This is a genomic window from Paenibacillus sp. 01T443, from assembly GCF_056398325.1.
In genome coordinates, this window is sequence record NZ_JBFTPE010000008.1 from 394,361 (window position 1) to 415,508 (window position 21,148).

Here is a 21,148-nt window from a genome sequence, read left to right on the forward strand (position 1 = left end):
GGAAGCCGCTTTCCGTTTCATTTCTATTCATTATATTACAAATAGTAACCCAATTGCTGCAAGCACTAAACCGACAAGCCAAAATACGGTAACAACTTTCCATTCCGACCAGCCAATCAGCTCGAAATGATGATGGATGGGACTCATTTTGAAAATACGCTTGCCCCGCAGCTTGAAAGAGCCCACCTGCAAAATAACAGAAAGCATTTCAAGTACGAAAACACCGCCAATAATGATGAGCAGTAGCTCTGTTTTCGTCAAAATAGCAACTGCCGCTATCCCGCCGCCAATGCCGAGCGAGCCCATATCTCCCATGAACACCTTCGCCGGATGGGCGTTAAATACAAGAAACCCTAATACAGCGCCGACCATTGCAGCCGAGAAAACGGCCGATTCATGCGCAGATGTCTGCAAAGCAACGACAGTGAAAGCGCCAAACGCAATCGCGCTCGTCCCCGCTAACAGACCGTCCAATCCATCTGTAAAATTAACGGAATTGCTCGCTGCGAACATGATGATTACAACAAGCGGATAATAGAACCATCCGAGATCAAAGCCCCAGCCTGTACCAGGCACCGTAATTTCGGTACTGTGGTTCATATTGTAGAGCATCGCACACACGATGATGGAGAACAGAAGCTGACCGAACAGCTTTTGTCTCGCCGTTAGGCCAAGAGACCTTTTGAATACGATTTTGATGTAATCATCAAGAAAACCAACGAGCCCAAAACCAAGCGAGGACGTCAGCAGCACCCAAAATTCAGGTGTTTTGTCAGAGAACTTCAAAAAAGCAATCATCAGCGCAAACATAATAATGATGCCGCCCATTGTCGGCGTTCCGCTTTTTTTCAAATGGCTCTGAGGGCCTTCCGTTCGGATTTGTTGACCAAACTTTAAGCGGCGAAGCAGCGGTATGAACAATGGTCCAAGCAAAACCGCTAGAAGGAATGAGGCGCCAATCGAAAATAAAATGACCATCATGTCCATATCCTCACCCCACTTCCAATGCTTGGACAATCTGTTCCATCCGCATGCCTCGAGAACCTTTTATCAGCACGAGATCAGTTGGCTCCAGATGATTGCGCAGCCAACCTGCAAGCTCATCTTTGTCTCCAAAATGTTTCACGGCTTCATTCGCGGCTGCCGACGGGATGCGCGATTTCGCACCCTCTGCGATATGGACAGCCAACGGTCCGAATGTTAAAACCATATCTGCCTTGCTTGGCGTAATATAAGCCCCCGCCTCAAAATGCAGCGTCTGCTCTTCCGGGCCAAGCTCAAGCATATCGCCAAGCACAATCCATTTTCGGCTATAGCCTTCCAATTGCTCCACAAGGTCAATCGCGGCGCGAACGGCTGTTGGATTTGCGTTATAAGCATCGTTCAAAATCATCGCGCCATTGAACGCGCGCACCGGCTGTATGCGCATGCCTGTCAGCTTCAGATGGCTTAGTCCTTCTGCGATCTTTGCTGACGGAACACCAAAGAAACGGCCAATCGCGATTGCTGCAAGCGCATTACTGACATTATGCTGTCCTGGCACCGGAATACGAACGGACCCAAGCCCACTCGGCGTTCCATTGAAGATCGCGGTAAAAGTCGCAGCTTCCGATTCGATCACGATGTCAGCGGCTGACCACTCATTTTGAGCGGATAACCCAAAGGTACGACGCACAATTCCCGCCGGGAGTATGGCCCGCTTAAGCTCAGCTTCCAGAAGCGGCTCATCGCCGTTATAAAGCAGTAAGCCATCCTCGCTTAAGCCAAGGGCGATTTCGAGCTTTGCCTTTGCAATGCCCGCTCTTGAACCGAGATGCAGCAAGTGGGCATCGCCGATATTCGTAATGATTGCCGCGTCAGGCTGGGCGATCTTTGTGAGCAGCTCAATTTCACCGAAACCGCTCATTCCCATCTCAAGAACCGCAACCTCTGTATCCTCTTCTAGTTGAAGAACAGTTAGCGGCAGTCCGATATGATTATTTAAATTGCCCTCCGTTTTATGGACTTTATAAGAGGTTCCCAGAATCGAAGCTGTCATATCCTTCGTAGTCGTTTTCCCGTTGCTGCCTGTAATGCCGACCACGCGAACGACAAGCTCACTGCGGTAAGCCGTTGCTAATCTTTGCAAGGCAACGAGCGTATCCCCGACGATGAGAAGCGGCACGCCTTCAAGCGATGCCGGCACCTCGCGTCCTTTCTCCCAGAGCGCAGCAACCGCCCCGTTATTAATAGCCTGCTCGAGATAAGCATGCCCGTCAAACTGCTCCCCGACGAGCGGAATGAACAACTGGCCCGCGGCAGCCTGCCGCGAGTCAGTCGTTACACCCGTTATCAATAGCTCTGCATTGTTTCCATTCCATTTTGCGCCGCTCATTTCGGCAATTTGCTTGATCGTACGTTTAATCAATGTATGATTCCCCTTATCGCTTCTTTCGCTACTTTTCGATCATCGAACGGATGCTTGATTCCGTTCATATCTTGGTAGGTTTCGTGGCCTTTCCCCGCAATCAATACTACATCGCCTGGGCTTGCCATTTCAACCGCTTTTTGAATCGCTTCCCTGCGATCCGTTATAAATTCGTAAGTCGAAGGATCCGTGCCGCTGTTTTGAAGCCCAATTTCAATATCCTTTAAAATGAGCTCCGGCGGTTCCGTTCGAGGATTATCAGATGTTATGATGGCGTAATCGGCGTACTTTACTGCGATATTTCCCATTAGCGGACGCTTCGAACGATCGCGGTCGCCCCCGCATCCAAAAACACAAATGATCCGATTCTCGGCAAACTGCTCAATTGCCCGCAATACATTCTCCAGGCCATCCGGGGTATGCGCATAATCGACAATTACGGCAAAATCCTGACCGGCATTAACCGCCTCGACACGTCCAGGCACGCCCGGGATTGCGCTTAAGCTTGCTGTAATGGCAGCTAGCTCTACCCCTTCAATAAGCACGGCACTTATTGCTGCAAGCGCGTTGTATACATTAAACTTCCCTGCCATTTGAAGGGTAACATCCATTTTACCTCGAAACGTTTCCACATGAAAGGTAGTTCCCTGCGCAGTAATTTTTATGTTCGAGGCGCGTACATCCGCATCTTTATCGATTCCGTAAGTCACAACCTCCGCTGCGGTTAACTCCGCATACTCGGCCGCCAAGGCATCATCCGCGTTTAAAACGGCATAAGTTCGTGCGGCTTCTTCCGCAGCATACACATTGCCAAGCCTGGAAAAAAACAGACCTTTTACCGCTGCATAACGATTCATCGTTTCGTGGTAATCCAGATGATCCTGCGAAAGGTTCGTAAAGACTGCCGTTCGAAAACGGCAGCCCTTCACCCTGCCCTGCTCCAAAGCGTGAGATGAAACTTCGATTGCACAATACTTGGTGCCCGCGTCGCGCATATCGCTTAAATAGCGCTGCAGCTGCAGCGTTTGCGGGGTTGTGCTCGTCATCGGATAGGATCGGCCCGCAAAACGACGCTCGATTGTGCCGATGACCCCTGTCGGTAGCTGTTGGTCATTCAAAATTTGCTCGATCAAATACGTCGTCGTCGTCTTGCCGTTTGTACCCGTCACCCCAATCAGCTTTACCGTATCGCTTGGATACCTATAATAATAATTAGCAACAACAGCCATAGCTAACCGGCAGTCCCTGACGATGATTTGGGGAACAGGCAGGTCAAGCTCACGTTCCGCAATAAGTGCCGCAGCACCGGCTGCCGCCGCTTGAGATGCGAATAAGTGACCATCAACGGTATGTCCCCGCAAGCAGATAAACAATTGACCATTGGTGACGTTCCGCGAATCGGTTCCGATTCCCGTCAGTTCCGTTTCCCCATCTCCAATGAGTCGCGCGGTTATAAGCAGCTCCGCAACTTCCTTTAAACGCATCTGCCCCACTCCTCCCTAAAGCGCCGACAGTTTAAATCATGCCGCCTGCAGCACCCTCGTTAAGTACCATTATAGTCAATGGGAGTGGGATATATTATCTTCTTCACCCAAATAGATGCGAATCGTCGAACCGCGGTCAACGCGCGTGCCCGCTGCCGGAGCCTGGCGAATGACCGTTTTACCAGAACCCGCTGTGGTGAGCATAAAATCCATCGTCATATCTTCATACAAGTCCGAAACGGTTTTGCCAATTAAATTCGGAACGGTAACAATCGGCGTTTCTCCATATTTATAGATCCGATCGATTTGCTTCTCGCGCGCAGGAATTTCTAGGATCGATAACGCATCCTCCATCATATTGCGAACGATCGGCGCGGCTACGACTCCCCCGAACTGTATGCCCTGTGGATTATCTACTGCAACGTAAATGACGATCTGCGGATCATCCGCAGGCGCAAAGCCGACAAAGGATACGATATGCTCGTTTGGCGAGTAACGTCCGTTAATAACTTTCTGGGCCGTACCGGTTTTGCCGCCTACGCGATAACCATCGATAAATGCATTTCGGCCCGTTCCTTTCGCTACCACGCTCTCCAGCGCTTCTCGGACCTGCTTGGAGGTGTCTTCGGAAATGACCTTTCTTACTGCCTCAGATTCGACGGTTTCTACAGTCGCTCCCGTGTCTGGATTTATCCACGCTTTTGCTACATGGGGCTTATAAAGCGTACCGCCATTAATCGCAGCGGAGACGGCTGTAATTTGCTGAATTGGTGTCACAGAAACCCCTTGTCCGAACGCGGTTGTTGCAAGCTCCACAGGCCCTACCTGACTGAGCTTAAAGAGGATCCCGTTTTCTTCGCCGCCAATATCAATGCCTGTTTTCGTTCCGAAACCAAAGTTTTTAATATAATCGAACAGCTTTTCTTTCCCAAGCCGCTGGCCGAGCGTTACAAACCCAGGGTTACAGGAATTCTCAACGACCTCCAAGAAGGTCTGGCTGCCGTGTCCGCCCTTTTTCCAGCAGCGGAGTCTGGCTCCGCCAACCTCGATTGCACCAGGATCAAAAAAACGCTCGTTCGTGAGATCAACCTTTTTTTCCTCCAAAGCTGCGGCAAGCGTAATAATTTTAAAAGTAGAACCAGGCTCGTACGTCATCCAAATCGGAAGATTCCTATTGTAAACTTCCGTAGGCACCTCGCGATATTTATCCGGTTCATAGGTTGGGCGGCTGGCCATGCCTAGTATTTCACCGTTATTCGGATCCATCGCAATGGCGATGATGCCGTCCGGCTGCAGCTTGGTCATCGCTTGGTCCAGCTCGCGCTCCATAACCGTCTGAATTTGCTTATCTATGGTGAGCTGCATCGTTAGCCCGTCCTTCGGCTCGACGTATGTGTCCGAGGAATTGGGCATCTGCCTGCCTGCGGCGTCCGACAGGAATGATACGCTGCCGCCGATCCCGCTAAGCTCTGTATTGTATTTAGCTTCAATGCCTGTCAAACCTTGATTGTCGATTCCCGTAAATCCAAGCACATGTGCCGCTAAGCTGCCAAAGGGATAAAATCTTTTGTTGTCTTCTGCGACAACGATTCCCTGAAGTCCAAGCTCTCGAATTTGATCTGCCTTGTCGATCGTAATTTTACGGCCGCCGGGTCCAAGCTTGACGATCATCTTTTTGGTCTTGATTTTGTCATAAAGCGATTCCTGAGACATGTCTAAAAGCGGCGCAAGCGCAGATGCAACAGCTTGTTTATCTTTGATTTGAACCGGGATGGCGTATACGGTAGGTGAGCTGATGTTATAAGCAAGCTGAATACCGTTGCGATCAACAATCTCGCCTCTCTTAGCCACGTACGGAATATCGCGCCGCCATGAATTCTCTGCTTTGTCTGCCAGCTCCTCACCTTGCCAAAGCTGTACAAAGCTAAGTCTCAAACATAAGGCCAGGAATGAAACCCCAGCCAGTATAAGCACGATAAATAAGCGTCGTCTAACCGTTACATTGGATACCTTCACAACTTGTTCCCCCTCCGCTTGACTGTTTCGAAAGGAGCGCGCAATGACGCTCATTCCCAGACTATTCGGGACAAGCGGAGGATAGAACAAGCTTATGGCACTGACTGCCGCATGTTAATCTTTTAGTATTTTTCAGGCATTACTCGGCTGCGGAATCGTTAGAACTGCTACTGTTTGTATCGGAATCGGCTTCCTGATCCGCCCCAGCAGCCTGCTCCCCGTCTGCCGGCTCATTTCCATCAGAAGTATCATTCGCTGCATTATCGGTACCAACAGCCGGTGTTCCGCCTTGCCCCTCTTTTCCATTTGGAGGTGCAAGCACGACCTTTAACACTCTTACGTTGTTTAAGGTCTCTTCCTTCTGGGATACGACAAAGCCTTGTCCTTCAGGGATAAGCCGAATCCCGATAAGCGATGTGATTTCGAGCGCATCCCGAAGCGAAACGCCCTTCAAATCAGGAATAGCCAGCTTTTCCTTTTGCTCCGTAATCAAATAGATTCGCTGCGTGGGATGTACGGACGAGCCCGCGGCCGGTATTTGCTGCAGGACCGTTTTGCCGTTGCCAACGAGTTCAAAATTAACCGCTTTTGCTTTTAGCTCAGCCTTGGCCTGCGCTACTTTTAATTCTGTAACATCGGGAATCGTCATCGTGACTTCCTTTGCCGCGCTATCCGAATCGGCCGCGTAGTTAGGCGCAACCCCCATCTTACGCAAGCTTTTCAGCACAATTTGCTTAAATGCCGGAGCCGCAACCGTACCTCCCCCTACAAGAGAGTCATTCGGTTCATCGACAACGATATAAACAACGATTTTCGGATTGTCCACCGGCGCATAGCCAATAAAGGATACTACGAATTTGGTAGTCGAATAATTGGTGCCGTCAACCTTCTGGGCCGTACCTGTTTTACCGGCTACGCGGTAGCCTTCGATATAGGCGTTTTTACCTGTTCCTTTTTCCTGATCCGAAACGACTTGCTCCAAATATTCGCCAACTTTACGGGACGTTTCTTCCGAAATCACTTGGCGAACGACCTTCGGCTCGATATTCGTTGTCGTCTTTGTGTTAGGATCAGTGATACTTTTCACGATTTGCGGTTGAAGCAGCTTTCCGCCATTCGCAACTGCCGCTACAGCAGCAACCTGCTGGATCGGCGTAACGGAAACCCCTTGACCAAATGTTGCATTAGCTATCTCACTCGGATATTGAAATCGAATCGAGCCCTTCAGCTCATTACCAAGCTGAATGCCTGTTTTTTGTCCGAACCCAAAATCCGTATAATATTTTCTGAGCTTCTCTTCGCCTAATCTTTCATAGCCAAGCTTAACGAACGCAACGTTACTGGAATACTTCAAGCCTTCCAAAAACGTGATCGTCCCCCAGCCCTCGCGCTTGATATCTCGAATCGGATTAGGAATACCTGGTATTTTTATTCTGCCTGATTTATAAGTTTCATCCGGATTAAAAACACCTTCTTCAACTGCCGCGGCAAGCGTTGCGATTTTGAAGGTAGAGCCTGGCTCGTACAATGATTTTATCGCATGATTATAGGAGTTCGCATTGTTTTTCCAATATTCATTCGGATTATATTGAGGAATGTTCGCCATTGCCAAAATTTCCATCGTATTCGGGTCGGCTGCAATGGCCGTTGCGCTTTTCGGCGCGTATTTCTTCTGAATCTCCTGCAGCGCTTCATCGACGTAACGCTGAATATCGCTGTCAATGGTCAATTGAATGTTATGGCCGTCCGCTGCAGGCTTATATTCAACCTCGCCTTCAGCCAACTGCACGCGTTTTCCGTCTTTTTCATACTTAATAATTCCGTTTTCCCCGCTTAATTGCTCATTAAACGAAGCTTCAATGCCTGTCATAGCCACTCCGTCTCTATCCAAATAGCCGACAACCTGTGAAGCCAACGAATCTCTCGGATAGTACCGCTTCAGGTTTTCCGCCAAATCAATGCCAACATCATAAACCTTTTTTTCCTTTGACAACTCTTCACGGAATTTTCTTATTTTATCGGCTAGCGTCTTGTCGATCTGCCAGCCTCCGTTGCGGATCTCCCGATGTATAACAAAATTCCCGTCTTCCTTCTTAGCCGTTACGCTTTTCCGAAGCTCTTCCTTGGAAATGCCAAGGATGTCGTGCAAGCCATCAATGATATCCTCTGTAAGTTCCTCATCGTTGATCACCTGTGGGTTAACAGAAACATTGTAGGCAATTGTATCCATGGCCAGCACATTGCCGTTACGATCCACGATTGAGCCGCGTTTAGCTACGAGCGTTTCTTCGGTTGACCATCTCTTTTTCGCTAAATCATACCATTTCGCGCCTTCTACTACCTGAACAACATAGATTCTGCTTATTAAAATGAGAAAAAGGAGGGTCATTAGCCCTCCAAACAACAGTGTCCGTGCTCTAATTCTCTTTTTCATCATTGATCACCCTATTCGCTCATTGCCGATTTTATCTCGGTATCACCGGTGTTCACTGTTATTCCGCCTTCTATCGAGCTGACCATTCCTTGCTTCTCGGCCAAATTGCGAATGCGTTCAGGGTTGCTAAGCATCTCTACCTGCTTCTTCAAGTCTTCCATTTCGACATTCATCGTCTGATAATTGTTGTTTAGCTTCTTGATCTCCAAATTCATGTCATAGATTTGCGCATAGCGAAAAATAATGACACCAGCGACTACAACGCACATTAATACTGTAAACATATAAAGCAGCTTTTCTTGTACGGGTAAGGATTTACGTGTCTTTACAAGTCGTTTCGTTTCCTTTATTGCGGGTTGCTGGTCCTGCTTTCGCTTAGGTTGCAGCGCTAGATTGCCATTCACATACGCCAATTTAAATCCCCCTCTTACAATTTTTCTGCTACTCTAAGCTTTGCCGATCTTGCACGCGGATTAAGCTCCAGCTCTCTCTCGGATGGGACGATCGGCTTGCGGTTTACCAATTTCACTGATCCGTTATTACCGCAAACGCATAATGGAAAATCTGGCGGACATGTGCATTTTTCCACAAACTTAGCAAACATCTGCTTGCAGATACGATCCTCTAGCGAATGAAACGTGATAACGGATGCTCTGCCGCCTGAATTCAAACAACGAATCGTCTGCTCAAGTGCTTCTTCCTCTGCGCCAAGCTCATCGTTAACTGCAATGCGAAGCGCTTGGAAGGAGCGTTTGGCAGGATGGCCGCCTGTACGTCTGGTTGCAGCAGGTATGGATATTTTAATTAACTCGGCTAGCTCGCCGGTTTTCTCGATTGGCGATTTTTCGCGCGCCTTTATGATGTTTCTTGCGATTGAACGAGCGAACTTTTCTTCGCCGTACCGATCCAAAATGCGGGCAATATCGCGTTCATCCCAGGTATTCACGATTTCATGAGCCGTTAGATCACTTTCACGGTCCATACGCATATCGAGCGGTGCATCATGATTGTAGCTGAAACCTCGCTCCGCCTCGTCTAACTGCGGACTGGAAACTCCTAAATCAAACAATATTCCGTCGACCTGCGGTATACCGTCAAGCATTGGAACGTCACAGCCTCTTAGCTCCTGCTCCAAATCTCGGAAATTGCTTCGGACCAGCGTTACTTTATCCATATAAGGAGCAAGCCTAACGCGAGCATTGTCCAGCGCCAAGTCATCCTGATCGAATGCGATTAACCGCCCTCCTTCGCCTAAACGGGACGCAATAAGCTCGCTGTGTCCCGCCCCTCCAAGCGTACAATCGACGTAGATGCCGTCCGGCTTAATAGCCAAACCGTCAACCGCTTCTTCCAAAAGTACTGTAATATGCTGAAACACGCCTCAGCCCTCCATTCTTGTTGTCCATTCTAGAAGTTGAAATCGAAATCAACGAGCTTCTCAGCGATTTCGTTAAAGGTTTGCTCTGATTGCTCGTAATAGCCGTCCCATGTCTGCTTGCTCCAAATCTCAACGCGACTGGATACGCCGAGCACCATACAATCTTTGTCCAGCTTTGCATAATCGCGAAGATGGCTAGGTATATTTACCCTTCCCTGTTTATCAAGCTCACATTCGGTCGCCCCGGAAAAGAAAAACCGGGTAAATGCCCGTGCGTCTGATTTCATCAGCGGCAGTGATTTTAGCTTTTGCTCCAATACGCTCCACTCACTCATGGGATATACGAATAAGCAATTGTCTAAACCGCGGGTAGCAATAAACGAGGCGCCAAGCGAATCTCGGAATTTGGAAGGTATGATGATGCGGCCTTTCTCATCAATGCTATGTTGATATTCACCCATAAACATGATTTCGAACCACCCCTTCCCCCATATCCACCACTTTGCCCCACTTTTCCCCACTAAGATACAATAGTTCGCCACCTAAAATAAAAATCCTGCTCCATGAGCAGGATTTTTCTAAAATATTTCATAGTATTAATGATTATTAATAATTAAAGAATTGGCTCCTGGCGATCATCTTCCTTATCATCAGTATTCGTCTTCTTATTATCTTTTCGTTTACCTTTGCGATAAAACCACAAAACAGGAACTCCGATTATAGCTAGCAGCACCAACACGGGAACGGCACCAGCCAGCACCACCAGCAAAAAGTTAATTGCATCCCACACGACTTTCGTGCTGTTTACTAAAGCATCCGACATCCGTCCGCCTAATTTCGGATACTCATTGCTTTTATTTTCTAGTGTTTGATTCGTTTGGTACATCCGCAGTTCGACTGTCGAGAAGGCTACATTATTATCCAAATAACGGATTCGGCCTTTTATACGTTCTATTTCCTCCTGCACCTCAGAGAGCTGCTGCGAAAATTTCAGCAAATCATCAGCCTTTACCGCTTTATCCATCATGGATAACAGCCTTGTCTCTACCAGCTGTCTAGCCTTCAATCGGGATTCGAGATCGACATATTCTTCCGATACGTCTTTCCCTCCGATATTCCGTTCAAAATCATTATGTTTGATTTCCTCGATTCGGTCTATGAAAGACATGAATCCGGAAGCTGGCACTTTAATGGTGTAGCTCGCGCCAATTTCTCCTTCATGCTTCGTGTCTTGAAACTGCAGGATATAAGCTCCGCTCTGATGGATGGCATTGCGCAGCGAGGTTCCGGCAGCTTCCAATTCATCAACCTGCATGCTAAGTGTAGCTGTGTAAATAATTTTTTGATTAATACCATTCCCATCCGCAGCCGTCTCCGATGCGAACCCTCCGCCAGCTGTCGCAGTCGTTCCACTTTCTTCATCAGGAGCAACATTACTGGCAGCTTCAGCTTCACTTCCTGCCATGCCCGCATTTTCATTGCCTGCCGCCATTGAATCGGATTTGGAATCCGATCCTCCCCATCCGTTTGAAGACGACGTATTCCCGTTAGCAGATGAGCAGCCCGCCATCGCCATGAAAGAAATCAAAAGCAGAAAAATGAACGCATTTTTAACCAACCCGTTTTTATATTTAAGCATCGTGAAACCCCCTTCTGTTTATTACCCTTCAGACGATGGCTGGGAATAAAAGGTTACATGATTATGTAGTCAAATAAAAAAGAAGCCGCGAGCAATCGCGGCTTCTCTGCTTTATTATTCCGTTTCTTTCCAGCTATCCAAATACGACTTCTGCTCATCTGTCAGCTTATCAATGCCGAAGCCAAGCGACTGCAGCTTCAGTCTCGCAACCTGTTCATCAAGCTCGTAAGGAACATTGACAACTTTACTGCCAATTGCTTTGTACTGCTCGTTAACGTATTTCAAAGCTACGGCTTGAAGCGCGAATGTCATATCCATAATTTCCGCTGGATGTCCGTCACCCGCAGCCAAGTTAACTAACCGGCCTTCCGCAAGCAAGTAAATGCTGCGTCCGTCCTGCAGCTTATATTCTTCGATATTCCGTCGAACGGTTCGAACGCTTGAAGACAACGCAGCAAGCTCAGGCTTATTCGCCTCCACATCAAAGTGTCCGGCGTTGGAAATGATAGCTCCATCCTTCATAACCTCATAGTGCTCGCCGCGAATGACATCACGATTTCCCGTAACCGTAACGAAGAACTCGCCAACCTTGGCTGCTTCGATCATCGGCATAACCGCAAAGCCGTCCATGTATGCCTCAACCGCTTTAATTGCATCAATTTCCGTTACGACGACGTTTGCGCCAAGACCCTTCGCACGCATCGCAACACCTTTTCCGCACCAGCCATATCCTACAACAACGACCGTTTTACCAGCAACCATCAAATTCGTAGTGCGGTTGATACCGTCCCATACCGATTGGCCTGTGCCGTAGCGATTATCAAAAAGATGTTTGCAATAGGCATCATTTACCGCTACCATTGGGAACCGCAGTGAACCATCCTTCTCCATCGCTTTCAGCCTAATGATCCCTGTCGTTGTTTCTTCCGCACCTCCGCGAAGGTTTTCACCGAATTCAGGATGCTCCGAGTTTAGAATCGTCGCAAGGTCTCCGCCATCGTCTATGATCAAATCCGGCTTCCATTCCAGCGCTTTTACGTTGAGGGCCTTAAACTCCTCTGGACTTGGATTGTATTTCGCGAACACCGTAATACCGTCTTCAACTAGCGCAGCGCACACATCATCTTGCGTGGACAACGGGTTGCTGCCTGTAATCGTAACTTCAGCGCCTCCGGCTTTAACCACCTTAGCCAAATAAGCGGTTTTCGCTTCCAAGTGGAGGGCGATTGTTACTTTTAGACCTTTAAATGGCTGTTCCTTCTCGAACTGCGCGCGTATCGTATTCAATACCGGCATATGTGCTGCTACCCAATCAATCTTCAAACGTCCTTCGGGTGCCAAAGACAAATCGGCAACGATGCTTTTTTCTGCAGTACTCATATTATTTACCTCCTATTGATTTCTATAAATAAACGATTTCATGTCCGCCGGTGCGGTAGTATGGAGCCTCAAGCAGCTTCTCCAGCCAGCTCAAGCTGTACCGATTCCAATATGCCGTCATATTCAGCACGCGCTCCTGCGGTTTTCCATGAGGTTTAATCGAAAGATGGATTCGGTCGAGCTGGCGGGTGGAAGCTTCAAATTGTTTATTGAACGCATCTACTGTCTTCGAAGACATGTAGTTGATTTGCTCCACGATTTTTTGCAGATTCGTATCGCCCAGTTTAGAGAGCGAAGGCTGAACGGATGTTGCCAGATCAAGCAGCGGTTTGTACAGCTGCTCAAACGTCTGTCTCGCTTCCGCAAATTGCTCTTCGATCGATAATCCGTCCTGCTCCTTCAGCCAATTCCCCTTACGCTCCTCAAATCGGAGCATAACGTCCTCGAACGTAAGCTCATATTTGCCCATATGCTTAGCTACCGTTCCCTCTATCAATGAATAAGACATACGGGGAACGATGATCGGCATTTCCATACCGAGCGTCCGGAAAGCTTCTCCGGTCAAAGCCCAATAAGCGATCTCGCCGGGACCCAGCACGGTTGCAAGAACAGGAAATAAATAATCCTGCATCAACGGTCTAGTAAGGACGTTATTGCTAAGCTGCTGCGGCTTTTCATCAGCGATGGATAACAATTCCTCCCGTGTCAACGACAGCTGACCCTTACGATCCTGAAATAAACCATCCTTCTTGTGAAGCAGCGTCCTATCCCCTCCGCTCGCCCCGTTGAAGAGGAACAGATTTGCGCTGCCTGGCGTTACATCCGCTTGCAGCTCATAACCGAACTTCTTGACCTTGGCGGCAGAAGCGGCATACGCCTTCTCTAACTCATCATTCTTTGCAATGATCATTCTGAACATTGGAGCTTCTAATCGGCGGATGCCCTCAAAGTCGGCATCAAGCAGCACTAAGCCCTGCTTTCCAAATAAATGACTTATGATCATCGCAAAAAAATCAGATAAAGACTTTGCCTTATGAGACATCTGTTTTAATTCCTCGAGCAGAATAGGTTTAAACTCAGAAGGAGGCAGCGCTTGCTCCAAGTCTTGCAGAAGCTGCTCCCATGTTTCTGCGTCGATGCTCGTACGGCTTACCGATGTACGACTTCCTTCCGGGCGCTGCACGTTCAGCTTGCGGAGCTCATGCTCGGCTGTAAGCACATAAGCATGATTGGCTTCGTCCCAATCATGATCCTCGCCGGCAATCCAGAAAACGGGCACAACCGTTTGTCCTAACTGCTCACTTGCAGATTTCGCAGCTCCAATAATGGATACCGCCTTATGTATAACGAGCAACGGCCCCGTCCATAATCCCGCCTGCTGTCCTCCGACGACGACAGGAGCTCCTTCCGCTATTGCTGAAATGGATGCAAACACTTCCGGTGCGGACGTAACCGCCTCGTTATATGTGCGCAGCACGCGTGCGAGTTCAACAGCCTCGACACGTACATCACGGCTTTGCTCCAATCGTTGATAACGTCTTTCCCAATCCTCTTCCGCTCCCGCATGATAGCCATACAAGGCATCGATACGGTCATCTGTCCGATGTATATAAGCCTCTGTCAAAGGCTGAGCGCTTGGCAATGAATACGTTTCTTTTCTCATAGCGCAGCCTGTAACCTCCCGCTTTATAGTCGTCTAAGCGACTTTATATGAAAAAAACTTAACCCTTTAATTGTACACAAAGGGGAAGCCGTCCGTCAAAACAAAAACGCCTCTATTAAAAAGAGGCGCTTAGCGCGTCGTTCTTCAGTTAAGCGGTGAACACCAATTTGCCAATTCCGATGCACATGAAGACGATGTACAGCAAGCTCATCGTAAAAAAGCTAAGCCGCCAAATCGTCTTGAAAATCTTTTTTCCGTCAATCTTGCCTCTCTTGCGAAACTGAGCATTACCGAGCAATCCCCCGCCAAGCAGCATAAACAACAAAATACCGTAGATACCGAATTGGCTGTTGAAAAGCTTATCGAATAATACGGCCACGCAGCCAATTAATAACGCGGTGGTTATGTCCATGGCCATCCGGAACGCTTTTTTTCGATCTTGAATATACGCGCCATAACCAAATAATACGATTGCGAAAGGTATGATTGGAATAACAGCCAAATAAGCATATACATGCTTGATGCTTTCCCATATCCATTCCATTGTGCTTCACTCCCCCATACTCGGCATCGGATGCAGCGCTTTAACGAATTCTATTACGGCTTGATTTAGCGGCGCTTGCAGCCCGAATTTCTCGGCTAACATGACAACGCCACCATTAATTGCATCTATTTCTGTCGCTCTTCCTGCTCGAATATCGCTAAGCATAGAGGATATGTTACGGCTGGTGTTCCTGCATACGTCTAAAACTAGCTGCCAACCGTCCTGTTGTAAGGCCATCCCTGCTCTCTCAAGAATAAACTCGGATTCCGCATATAATGCTCGCATCAGTTTCTTGCGGGATGGATGAAGAGGCAGCTCCCCGTTCTCCACATCGAATAGAGCCGTCAACGGGTTTATTATCGCATTTATGAGTAGTTTATAATAAATTCGATTCTCCATGTCATTCGACAGAAAGGTGGCAAATCCTGCCGATTGCAGCGTGGAAACCAACATTTTTAGCGAGATATCTTGGGTATTGTCTGGATTGCGCTCATTTCCTGCCCATTCACCAAGCCACAGCTCTCCCCTGCCTGTATGCTCAACCGAACGAGCATCGAGTCGTTTAGCGCCTTCTGTTGTGACCGCGGCAAACAATGGATTGTTAGGAAGCTTGGACTTAATGCGATCCAGATGACCAATGCCGTTTTGTAAACAGATAATCGGTGTATGCCCATCATTTGAGCCAGCAGCAAGCTGGTCGAGCAATTCTAGAAGCAGCTCGTCCACATCCGTTTGCTTAACGGCGAGTACGAGCCAGCGTAATCCATTACCGTTATTCTCGGTTCTCATTCCGGCACGGTCAGCATGACCGCCCCATACGCCTTTTACTCGGACGACATGTTCCCTTGTTCCGCCGAGCTCACGAACCATCGCTCCCTGATCGGTTAACAAAGCTGCTTGTTCCTTGCTGCGCGTCCAAATGGTCACATCCGCGCCTGCCTCTGCAAGCTTCGCTCCGTAGAGCAGACCTAGCGAACCTCCGCCCACCACATCAATTTGCACCCCGTACTCCTTCCGAACAACGCTGCTCAATACTATTTAGCAAATATCGTATCAAATTTACAGAAAATATGGCAACTCATTTTAGCATCCGTGCAAAAAAAGCGAGACCAGCCTATTGTTTAGGCCAGTCTCGCTTATTTTCATTTTATAACTTATTCAATACGTTCCAAATTACCATTAGCATCCATCTTAAATCTAGGTTTTGCTTCATCTTCGTTCGTCAATACGGTGAGCCTTCTCGCGCGATCCATGATCTGGATCAACGTTTTGTAATCGTCATTCACGGCGCGGTAATCGGTTTGAACGTTGTTAACCTCTTTGGACAATCTCTCATTCTGATCTCGCAAACGATACAGCTCATCCTCTTTTTCTTTCAGTTCCTTCWCAAACCATTTAATTTGACGCGTTAGATCCTGATAGGTCGTCTTCCATCCACGGAGAAAACGAATAACTGCATCAACCGACAGACCTTCTTCAATGGTTCCGCCCTCTTGCTTGAAACCACGTTCATCCGTCTCAAAAACGGCAATTGATGAAACATGAGGCGTAGCGACAATCGTTTGTTTTTTCAAATAATTGCGCTTCTGGCGCTGCTGCTTAGCGATTTGAATGGCATCCTCATACCTTTTGCGAACACAGCTGTTCCAACGGAATCCGCAGGCTGCAGATGTACGACCGATTCGTTCGCCAACTTCTTCAAAAGCTGCCAGCTGGGTACTTCCTTCGCGAATATGGCGTAGTGTAACCTCGGCGAGAATTAAATCATCGTCCGGACTCCACGCATCTTGTCTGACTGCTGTCATGCAACGAAAACCTCCTAACGTAAAGGCGCTTACTTTATCTCTATGCCCTTGGTAGAGTTCATAGAATCTATTGGATACTAATTTGTATAACCATTTTTTCTTCTGCTCATACATGTTAGCTCGTATATTTGAGCAAACTATATCTAAGTCTGCAGGCATTAACCGTATGAATACAAAAAGTTTGCGATTTCGTCACTGATTTTGGTTTACACTTATTTCACCAAACGTTATAATGATCATTAGAAAATCGGGTCGCAGCGAGAGGGGGATATTATCATGGCACGCATGTATCGGGTACTTGGCTTTTGGACCCTGGTAATCGGACTAATGGCTTTCGCAGGCCATATGACGGAATTTGCGCTATTGTTTTTCGCGCAGGCCGTTGCTTTCGTATTTCTAGGCTACTTGAATTTCTCCGAAAGAACGTACATCGTTATGTTCTGGGGATATATGATCATTTCATTCGTGGGTTTCACGTATTGGTCTGTCTTCAAGATGGACTTGCCGTTCTAACCAAGGCAAGCCGTTCCAAGAAAGCTTATGAGGTACGGAGTATAAGTGACGTGACAGCAGCTGCTGTACATACTTGTATTTGATTAGAAAAAGGTGCCAATCCTATAGGATTGGCACCTTTTTTCTATGTACTGGCTATATTTTGTCGAGCACCATGACTTTAAAGGATTCACTCATCTGATCGCTAAGAAGCAGCTGCCTAATCGCACGGTTTTTTCGCATTTCCTCGCTGAAGGGATCCGTACCATTATAGTTTTGAAGCATCTCCAGCACTCCGTTTTCGATCAAGAACTGCTTTTGGGTCATGTAGTCGATCACTCTCCATCCGCTCTCCTGTGCCTCGTTCCGCACAAAAGTAAATGGCACATGCGAGGTAATATCCTGTTGTCCTATTCTGATATACGGGTTATCGCTAGCTATATGCCGCCAGTAACACATCAATGTCCCCCGCATCCGATGCTCCGCCGCGTATTCGTCAGCCTCATGGCCATAATCGATGAGAATAAGACGTCCCCTCGTCATCATAGATCCAAGCCTCTTCAAAAAATCGGCTGCGCCTGAATGAATTTCCGTGCGCTGACCTTCCCTAAGCTTTATGCCATCCCTTTCCAGCCAACCGCTAATTCTCGCGTCCGTAAGCGGCATGTATACCTCATAAAAGCCTTGCGCTGCATCGCCGGCAACGCCAATTTCAACGAGCTGTCCATCTATACAAGCGACGAGATGTACCGGAAATGCATCCAACAGCTCATTAGCAAGCACCAGAGCCGGCTCTCTCAGACAGCTGGCTTCCCATGCCTCATTGGATGAAAAAAAAAGCGCCTTCTGCCCAGCTTCACCCAAGCTGATTAGGTCGGCAAAGGTTTGCCTCGCCTCTTGCATGTGCAGAGGATGATCCTCGATAAGAATCGACTGGAAGCTCGAATTCCAGTCATGGCTTCGCTTTCTGCCGGCGGCAGCAATTTGCGCAGATAATCTGCCTGTTCCCGCTCCCCATTCGATAAGCTTCAATGGTACGTTTAACGTTTTCCCATAAGTTATAGCATAACCCCCAAGCACTTCCGAAAGCACCTGTCCTATGCCTGAGCTTGTATAAAAATCGCCCTCCTTCCCCACACGGGTTGGCCCAGAAGTATAATAGCCGTGTTGGACATCATATAGGCAAGCATTCATATAACGAAGGAATGAAATACAAGGCACGCTGCGGTCTTCACCGCGTGAATTGACAGGCCAGCCTAATAAGGATGAAGCTGCAATGTCTGTTCCAATGGAAGCTGCCAGCTCTTTTTCGTTCATGATAAGGTTCATCCTTTTCCAAATGTAAGATATAATAGAATGGATTGCCGCATAAAATCAATGCTGAGGAGGACGATGCCGTTGACTTTGCCAGCCAAGCGTAATCGTATTTCCGTAGCAGCCACGGCGATGCTAGTTGTCGTATTGCTTCTGTTTCAGGCCCCCGCATGGGCAGAGCCACTGCCTGTTGATGAGACGGATATTCATTCCTTACTTGAAAAAAGCTTATCCGTCGTAGAAATCGACAAAGAGATAGAGCGCATCGGGGAACAGAAAGAGCAGCTCACGCTGACCATGACGGAGACGGAGAAGCAGCTGATGCTGCAGGAGCAGCAAATATCGGACAAACAAGATGAAGCAGGCAGCGTCCTGCGCGCTTATTATATGGGAGAACGGGACTTTTTGCTTAGCGCTCTTCTATCGTTCGATTCATTATCAGAGCTGTTTCAAATGCTGGATTATGCCGAAATTATACTTACCCATGACAAGCATACCTTGAATACATACGTTGAGCAATATCGCAAGGTTAAGGAAGGTTATACGCAGCTTGAAACGAGGCAGGACGAGCTGATTGCCATAGAGGAGCAGCTCAGAACGCAGAGAGAGCGAGTGCTGGCTCTCGAAAAACAGCTTGATGAAGAGCTGTCGGGCCGATCTGATGCGGATCGAATAAGGATCTTGATGAAAGAGCTCACCTCATACTGGGAAACCGCTGGCATCGATGAAGTCAAACAGTATTTCCGCGCGTTGTCGAAAGCAATGCGAAAGCTGCCAAGCTGGGTACAGGACAATAAGGAGCTGCTAGAAATTAAAGGTTTTCAGTACACCATTCATGTGCCTGAAGACGATTTGAATTCTTTTTTGCGGGAGCAAAATGACATTTTCAACAATTTCGCATTTGAATTCGTTGATGGTAAAGTCATAGCACAAGGCAAACGCGATAATATGGAAATTAAAATAAGCGGTCATTATACCATTGAGAATGATCCCAAAAATGCTATCCTATTCCATGTCGATGAGCTGCTGTTTAACGGCTTTACCCTGCCCGACACGACAAGAAGTGCATTAGAGGAGGAGTTTGATTTGGGTTTCTATCCTGATTTGATTGTCTCCTTCCTTAAAGCCAATTCCGTTGAAATGAAGGATGGCGAACTCACTATCAAGCTTAGTCTTAAGCTTTAGCGTCTTCCTCCTTTCTCCCTTGCCTGTTGCAACAAGAAAGAGCCTGTCCTCCATAATGATGAGGGTCAGGCTCTTTTTCATTTAACCAGAGCTTCTAACGCGTCAAGATACGCTGTAATTTCAAAGCGGTTCTCGGAAAATTGTTCCCATAGCCTCTCTCGCTGCTGCCATTTTTCGGGCCAAAACGGATCCGGGCTTGCAAGCTGCACATCCGCTTTATTCGTATCCAGCACGTTCTTCCACCATGCAGGCGGTATATGGGATTGTACACTTTGAAGCGAGCTGTTAAAAGCATACAGCGATGCCCGGGCGGGCAGCTGACCTGAACGGTCATAGCTGACTTGTTGGTTGTTTATATCGGTCATTTCCTGTATCCATTGCATCGCTTCTTCTTCGCTTTTGCTGCTCGATGAGATCACATAACTGCGCCCGTTTAACCAAGGATAATATATTTGTTCGCGGTCGACGGTCAGTTTATTTCGGGTAACCTCATTAAGCATCTCGTAGTCGTTCCATGGAATAATAGCTGCAAGCAATTGATTATTTTGAAAAGCCTCTTCTAATCGAGTCCTCTCTTCGCTATTTATTCGGCTAATCTTCGTCACCTTATCCTGAAACCATTCAAGCTGATGCGCTTGGCTTTCAGTTACCGACAAAACATTCAGCACGTTGCTTTGTTCAGATTGAAAGGCTGCAAGCCATGTCAGCTGCTGCTGTAAATCACCAGCGGTCCAGTTTACTATGTTTGCCTGTGGATGGAGCTCGATTATTTTTAAAGCGGCCGACTGATAAGAATCCCAATCCGCAGGCGGATCCTTTAACCCCGCCTCGGCAAGAAGCGAACTGCTCCATACGATCATATACGGATTTAAATCCTTGGGGATGCCCCATAAGTATCCGTTCCATTTGAGCGGATCCAGCAGGCCGGACATCTGGTCAGAAAGCGCGTCTCCTGTTAAAATGCTGTCTGCAGGCTTTAGAAACCCGCGAACGGCGAACGGTCTCACCCATCCATTATCAAGCAGGATAATATCTGCAGCTTCACCTTGCTGGCTCTGAAGCGCCCATAGGTCGTATGCTTTATTTTTAGACGGCTCATTTGTCAGCTTTACTTGAATATGTGGATATTTCATCATAAAATTTCTGTTTAATTCCTGAAGCTGCTGAAACTGCGGATCCGATAAGGAAACGTTTACATGAATGTTGGCAAGTTGATCGACGACAAGCTCTCCCGGAACGGGCTGGACATTTGATTTCCCGTCAGGCTTCTTTACGCTTGTTGGATTCGCATCTCTCGAGAAGGGGATAAGCAGCAATGCGGCTAACAGTAAAGCGCCTAATAAAAATGGCACATATTTTCTGGGAGTCACAGCTTTCTTCCTTTCATCCTTAAATCTACTAAAAATA

At 47.7% G+C, this 21,148-nt stretch carries 18 protein-coding genes; 2 read left to right on the plus strand and 16 right to left on the minus strand.

What is annotated here, in order from left to right:
• Nucleotides 1–30: 30 nt before the first annotated feature.
• The 14 genes from mraY to AC1DLI_RS15780 all read right to left on the minus strand — a co-directional run bounded on the left by mraY (nt 31) and on the right by AC1DLI_RS15780 (nt 16,750).
• Nucleotides 31–987 carry a phospho-N-acetylmuramoyl-pentapeptide-transferase gene (mraY, locus tag AC1DLI_RS15715; protein ID WP_308998002.1) on the minus strand — a complete coding sequence of 319 codons (957 nt, stop codon included), beginning with the start codon at nt 985–987 and terminating at the stop codon, nt 31–33.
• A gap of 4 nt (nt 988–991) precedes the next feature.
• Nucleotides 992–2,407: a UDP-N-acetylmuramoyl-tripeptide--D-alanyl-D-alanine ligase gene (locus AC1DLI_RS15720; RefSeq protein ID WP_477604079.1), complete on the minus strand. Its 1,416-nt coding sequence runs from the start codon at nt 2,405–2,407 to the stop codon at nt 992–994.
• Nucleotides 2,404–3,891, minus strand: coding sequence for a UDP-N-acetylmuramoyl-L-alanyl-D-glutamate--2,6-diaminopimelate ligase (locus AC1DLI_RS15725; RefSeq protein ID WP_477604081.1), 1,488 nt, complete (start codon nt 3,889–3,891; stop codon nt 2,404–2,406). Before AC1DLI_RS15725 ends, AC1DLI_RS15720 begins: the two co-directional genes overlap by 4 nt.
• A 75-nt stretch (nt 3,892–3,966) precedes the next feature.
• Nucleotides 3,967–5,907 (minus strand): stage V sporulation protein D, encoded by a 1,941-nt coding sequence (locus tag AC1DLI_RS15730; protein ID WP_477604083.1) that lies wholly within the window; start codon nt 5,905–5,907, stop codon nt 3,967–3,969.
• A 139-nt stretch (nt 5,908–6,046) separates the two neighbouring features.
• A complete protein-coding gene (locus tag AC1DLI_RS15735; protein WP_477604085.1) occupies nt 6,047–8,341 on the minus strand; it encodes a penicillin-binding transpeptidase domain-containing protein in 2,295 nt (764 codons plus the stop codon).
• A gap of 11 nt (nt 8,342–8,352) precedes the next feature.
• On the minus strand, nt 8,353–8,745 hold the full coding sequence (gene ftsL / locus AC1DLI_RS15740) for a cell division protein FtsL (protein WP_477605028.1): 393 nt from the start codon (nt 8,743–8,745) through the stop codon (nt 8,353–8,355).
• A 23-nt stretch (nt 8,746–8,768) separates the two neighbouring features.
• Entirely contained in the window at nt 8,769–9,719 is a 951-nt protein-coding gene (rsmH, locus tag AC1DLI_RS15745; protein ID WP_477604087.1) for a 16S rRNA (cytosine(1402)-N(4))-methyltransferase RsmH, read from the minus strand.
• 29 nt (nt 9,720–9,748) lie between these two features.
• Nucleotides 9,749–10,186, minus strand: coding sequence for a division/cell wall cluster transcriptional repressor MraZ (gene mraZ, locus AC1DLI_RS15750; RefSeq protein ID WP_308997985.1), 438 nt, complete (start codon nt 10,184–10,186; stop codon nt 9,749–9,751).
• 146 nt (nt 10,187–10,332) lie between these two features.
• Complete coding sequence (locus AC1DLI_RS15755) at nt 10,333–11,358, minus strand: DUF4349 domain-containing protein (RefSeq protein ID WP_477604090.1); 1,026 nt, start codon at nt 11,356–11,358, stop codon at nt 10,333–10,335.
• A 114-nt stretch (nt 11,359–11,472) separates the two neighbouring features.
• Nucleotides 11,473–12,738, minus strand: coding sequence for an adenosylhomocysteinase (locus AC1DLI_RS15760; RefSeq protein ID WP_308997983.1), 1,266 nt, complete (start codon nt 12,736–12,738; stop codon nt 11,473–11,475).
• 22 nt (nt 12,739–12,760) lie between these two features.
• Nucleotides 12,761–14,401, minus strand: coding sequence for a bacillithiol biosynthesis cysteine-adding enzyme BshC (gene bshC, locus AC1DLI_RS15765; RefSeq protein ID WP_477604092.1), 1,641 nt, complete (start codon nt 14,399–14,401; stop codon nt 12,761–12,763).
• A gap of 148 nt (nt 14,402–14,549) precedes the next feature.
• Entirely contained in the window at nt 14,550–14,945 is a 396-nt protein-coding gene (locus AC1DLI_RS15770; protein ID WP_477604094.1) for a DUF3397 domain-containing protein, read from the minus strand.
• 6 nt (nt 14,946–14,951) lie between these two features.
• A complete protein-coding gene (locus AC1DLI_RS15775) occupies nt 14,952–15,947 on the minus strand; it encodes a ketopantoate reductase family protein (protein ID WP_477604096.1) in 996 nt (331 codons plus the stop codon).
• 152 nt (nt 15,948–16,099) lie between these two features.
• Nucleotides 16,100–16,750: an RsfA family transcriptional regulator gene (locus tag AC1DLI_RS15780; RefSeq protein ID WP_477604098.1), complete on the minus strand. Its 651-nt coding sequence runs from the start codon at nt 16,748–16,750 to the stop codon at nt 16,100–16,102.
• Nucleotides 16,751–17,026: 276 nt separating this feature from the next.
• Between AC1DLI_RS15780 and AC1DLI_RS15785 the strand changes: the two genes are divergently transcribed.
• A complete protein-coding gene (locus tag AC1DLI_RS15785; RefSeq protein ID WP_053375484.1) occupies nt 17,027–17,263 on the plus strand; it encodes a DUF2626 domain-containing protein in 237 nt (78 codons plus the stop codon).
• 135 nt (nt 17,264–17,398) lie between these two features.
• Here the strand turns inward: AC1DLI_RS15785 and AC1DLI_RS15790 are convergent, their stop codons facing one another.
• Nucleotides 17,399–18,559, minus strand: a complete 1,161-nt coding sequence (locus tag AC1DLI_RS15790; protein WP_477604100.1) for a class I SAM-dependent methyltransferase — start codon at nt 18,557–18,559, stop codon at nt 17,399–17,401.
• 81 nt (nt 18,560–18,640) lie between these two features.
• Between AC1DLI_RS15790 and AC1DLI_RS15795 the strand changes: the two genes are divergently transcribed.
• Nucleotides 18,641–19,741 carry a coiled-coil domain-containing protein gene (locus AC1DLI_RS15795; protein WP_477604102.1) on the plus strand — a complete coding sequence of 367 codons (1,101 nt, stop codon included), beginning with the start codon at nt 18,641–18,643 and terminating at the stop codon, nt 19,739–19,741.
• Nucleotides 19,742–19,818: 77 nt separating this feature from the next.
• On the opposite strand, the gene AC1DLI_RS15800 is transcribed toward AC1DLI_RS15795, so the two are convergent.
• Nucleotides 19,819–21,111: an ABC transporter substrate-binding protein gene (locus AC1DLI_RS15800; RefSeq protein ID WP_477604104.1), complete on the minus strand. Its 1,293-nt coding sequence runs from the start codon at nt 21,109–21,111 to the stop codon at nt 19,819–19,821.
• Between the last annotated feature and the right edge of the window lie 37 nt (nt 21,112–21,148).

What these genes read in the sequence shown, in the direction of transcription:
- AC1DLI_RS15725 (WP_477604081.1), bottom strand. Translation starts at nt 3,891, where the DNA reads ATGCGTTTAAAGGAAGTTGCGGAGCTGCTTATAACCGCGCGACTCATT.
- mraY (WP_308998002.1), bottom strand. Translation starts at nt 987, where the DNA reads ATGGACATGATGGTCATTTTATTTTCGATTGGCGCCTCATTCCTTCTA.
- mraZ (WP_308997985.1), bottom strand. Translation starts at nt 10,186, where the DNA reads ATGTTTATGGGTGAATATCAACATAGCATTGATGAGAAAGGCCGCATC.
- AC1DLI_RS15790 (WP_477604100.1), bottom strand. Translation starts at nt 18,559, where the DNA reads ATGAACGAAAAAGAGCTGGCAGCTTCCATTGGAACAGACATTGCAGCT.
- AC1DLI_RS15755 (WP_477604090.1), bottom strand. Translation starts at nt 11,358, where the DNA reads ATGCTTAAATATAAAAACGGGTTGGTTAAAAATGCGTTCATTTTTCTG.
- AC1DLI_RS15735 (WP_477604085.1), bottom strand. Translation starts at nt 8,341, where the DNA reads ATGAAAAAGAGAATTAGAGCACGGACACTGTTGTTTGGAGGGCTAATG.
- AC1DLI_RS15770 (WP_477604094.1), bottom strand. Translation starts at nt 14,945, where the DNA reads ATGGAATGGATATGGGAAAGCATCAAGCATGTATATGCTTATTTGGCT.
- bshC (WP_477604092.1), bottom strand. Translation starts at nt 14,401, where the DNA reads ATGAGAAAAGAAACGTATTCATTGCCAAGCGCTCAGCCTTTGACAGAG.
- AC1DLI_RS15785 (WP_053375484.1), top strand. Translation starts at nt 17,027, where the DNA reads ATGGCACGCATGTATCGGGTACTTGGCTTTTGGACCCTGGTAATCGGA.
- AC1DLI_RS15760 (WP_308997983.1), bottom strand. Translation starts at nt 12,738, where the DNA reads ATGAGTACTGCAGAAAAAAGCATCGTTGCCGATTTGTCTTTGGCACCC.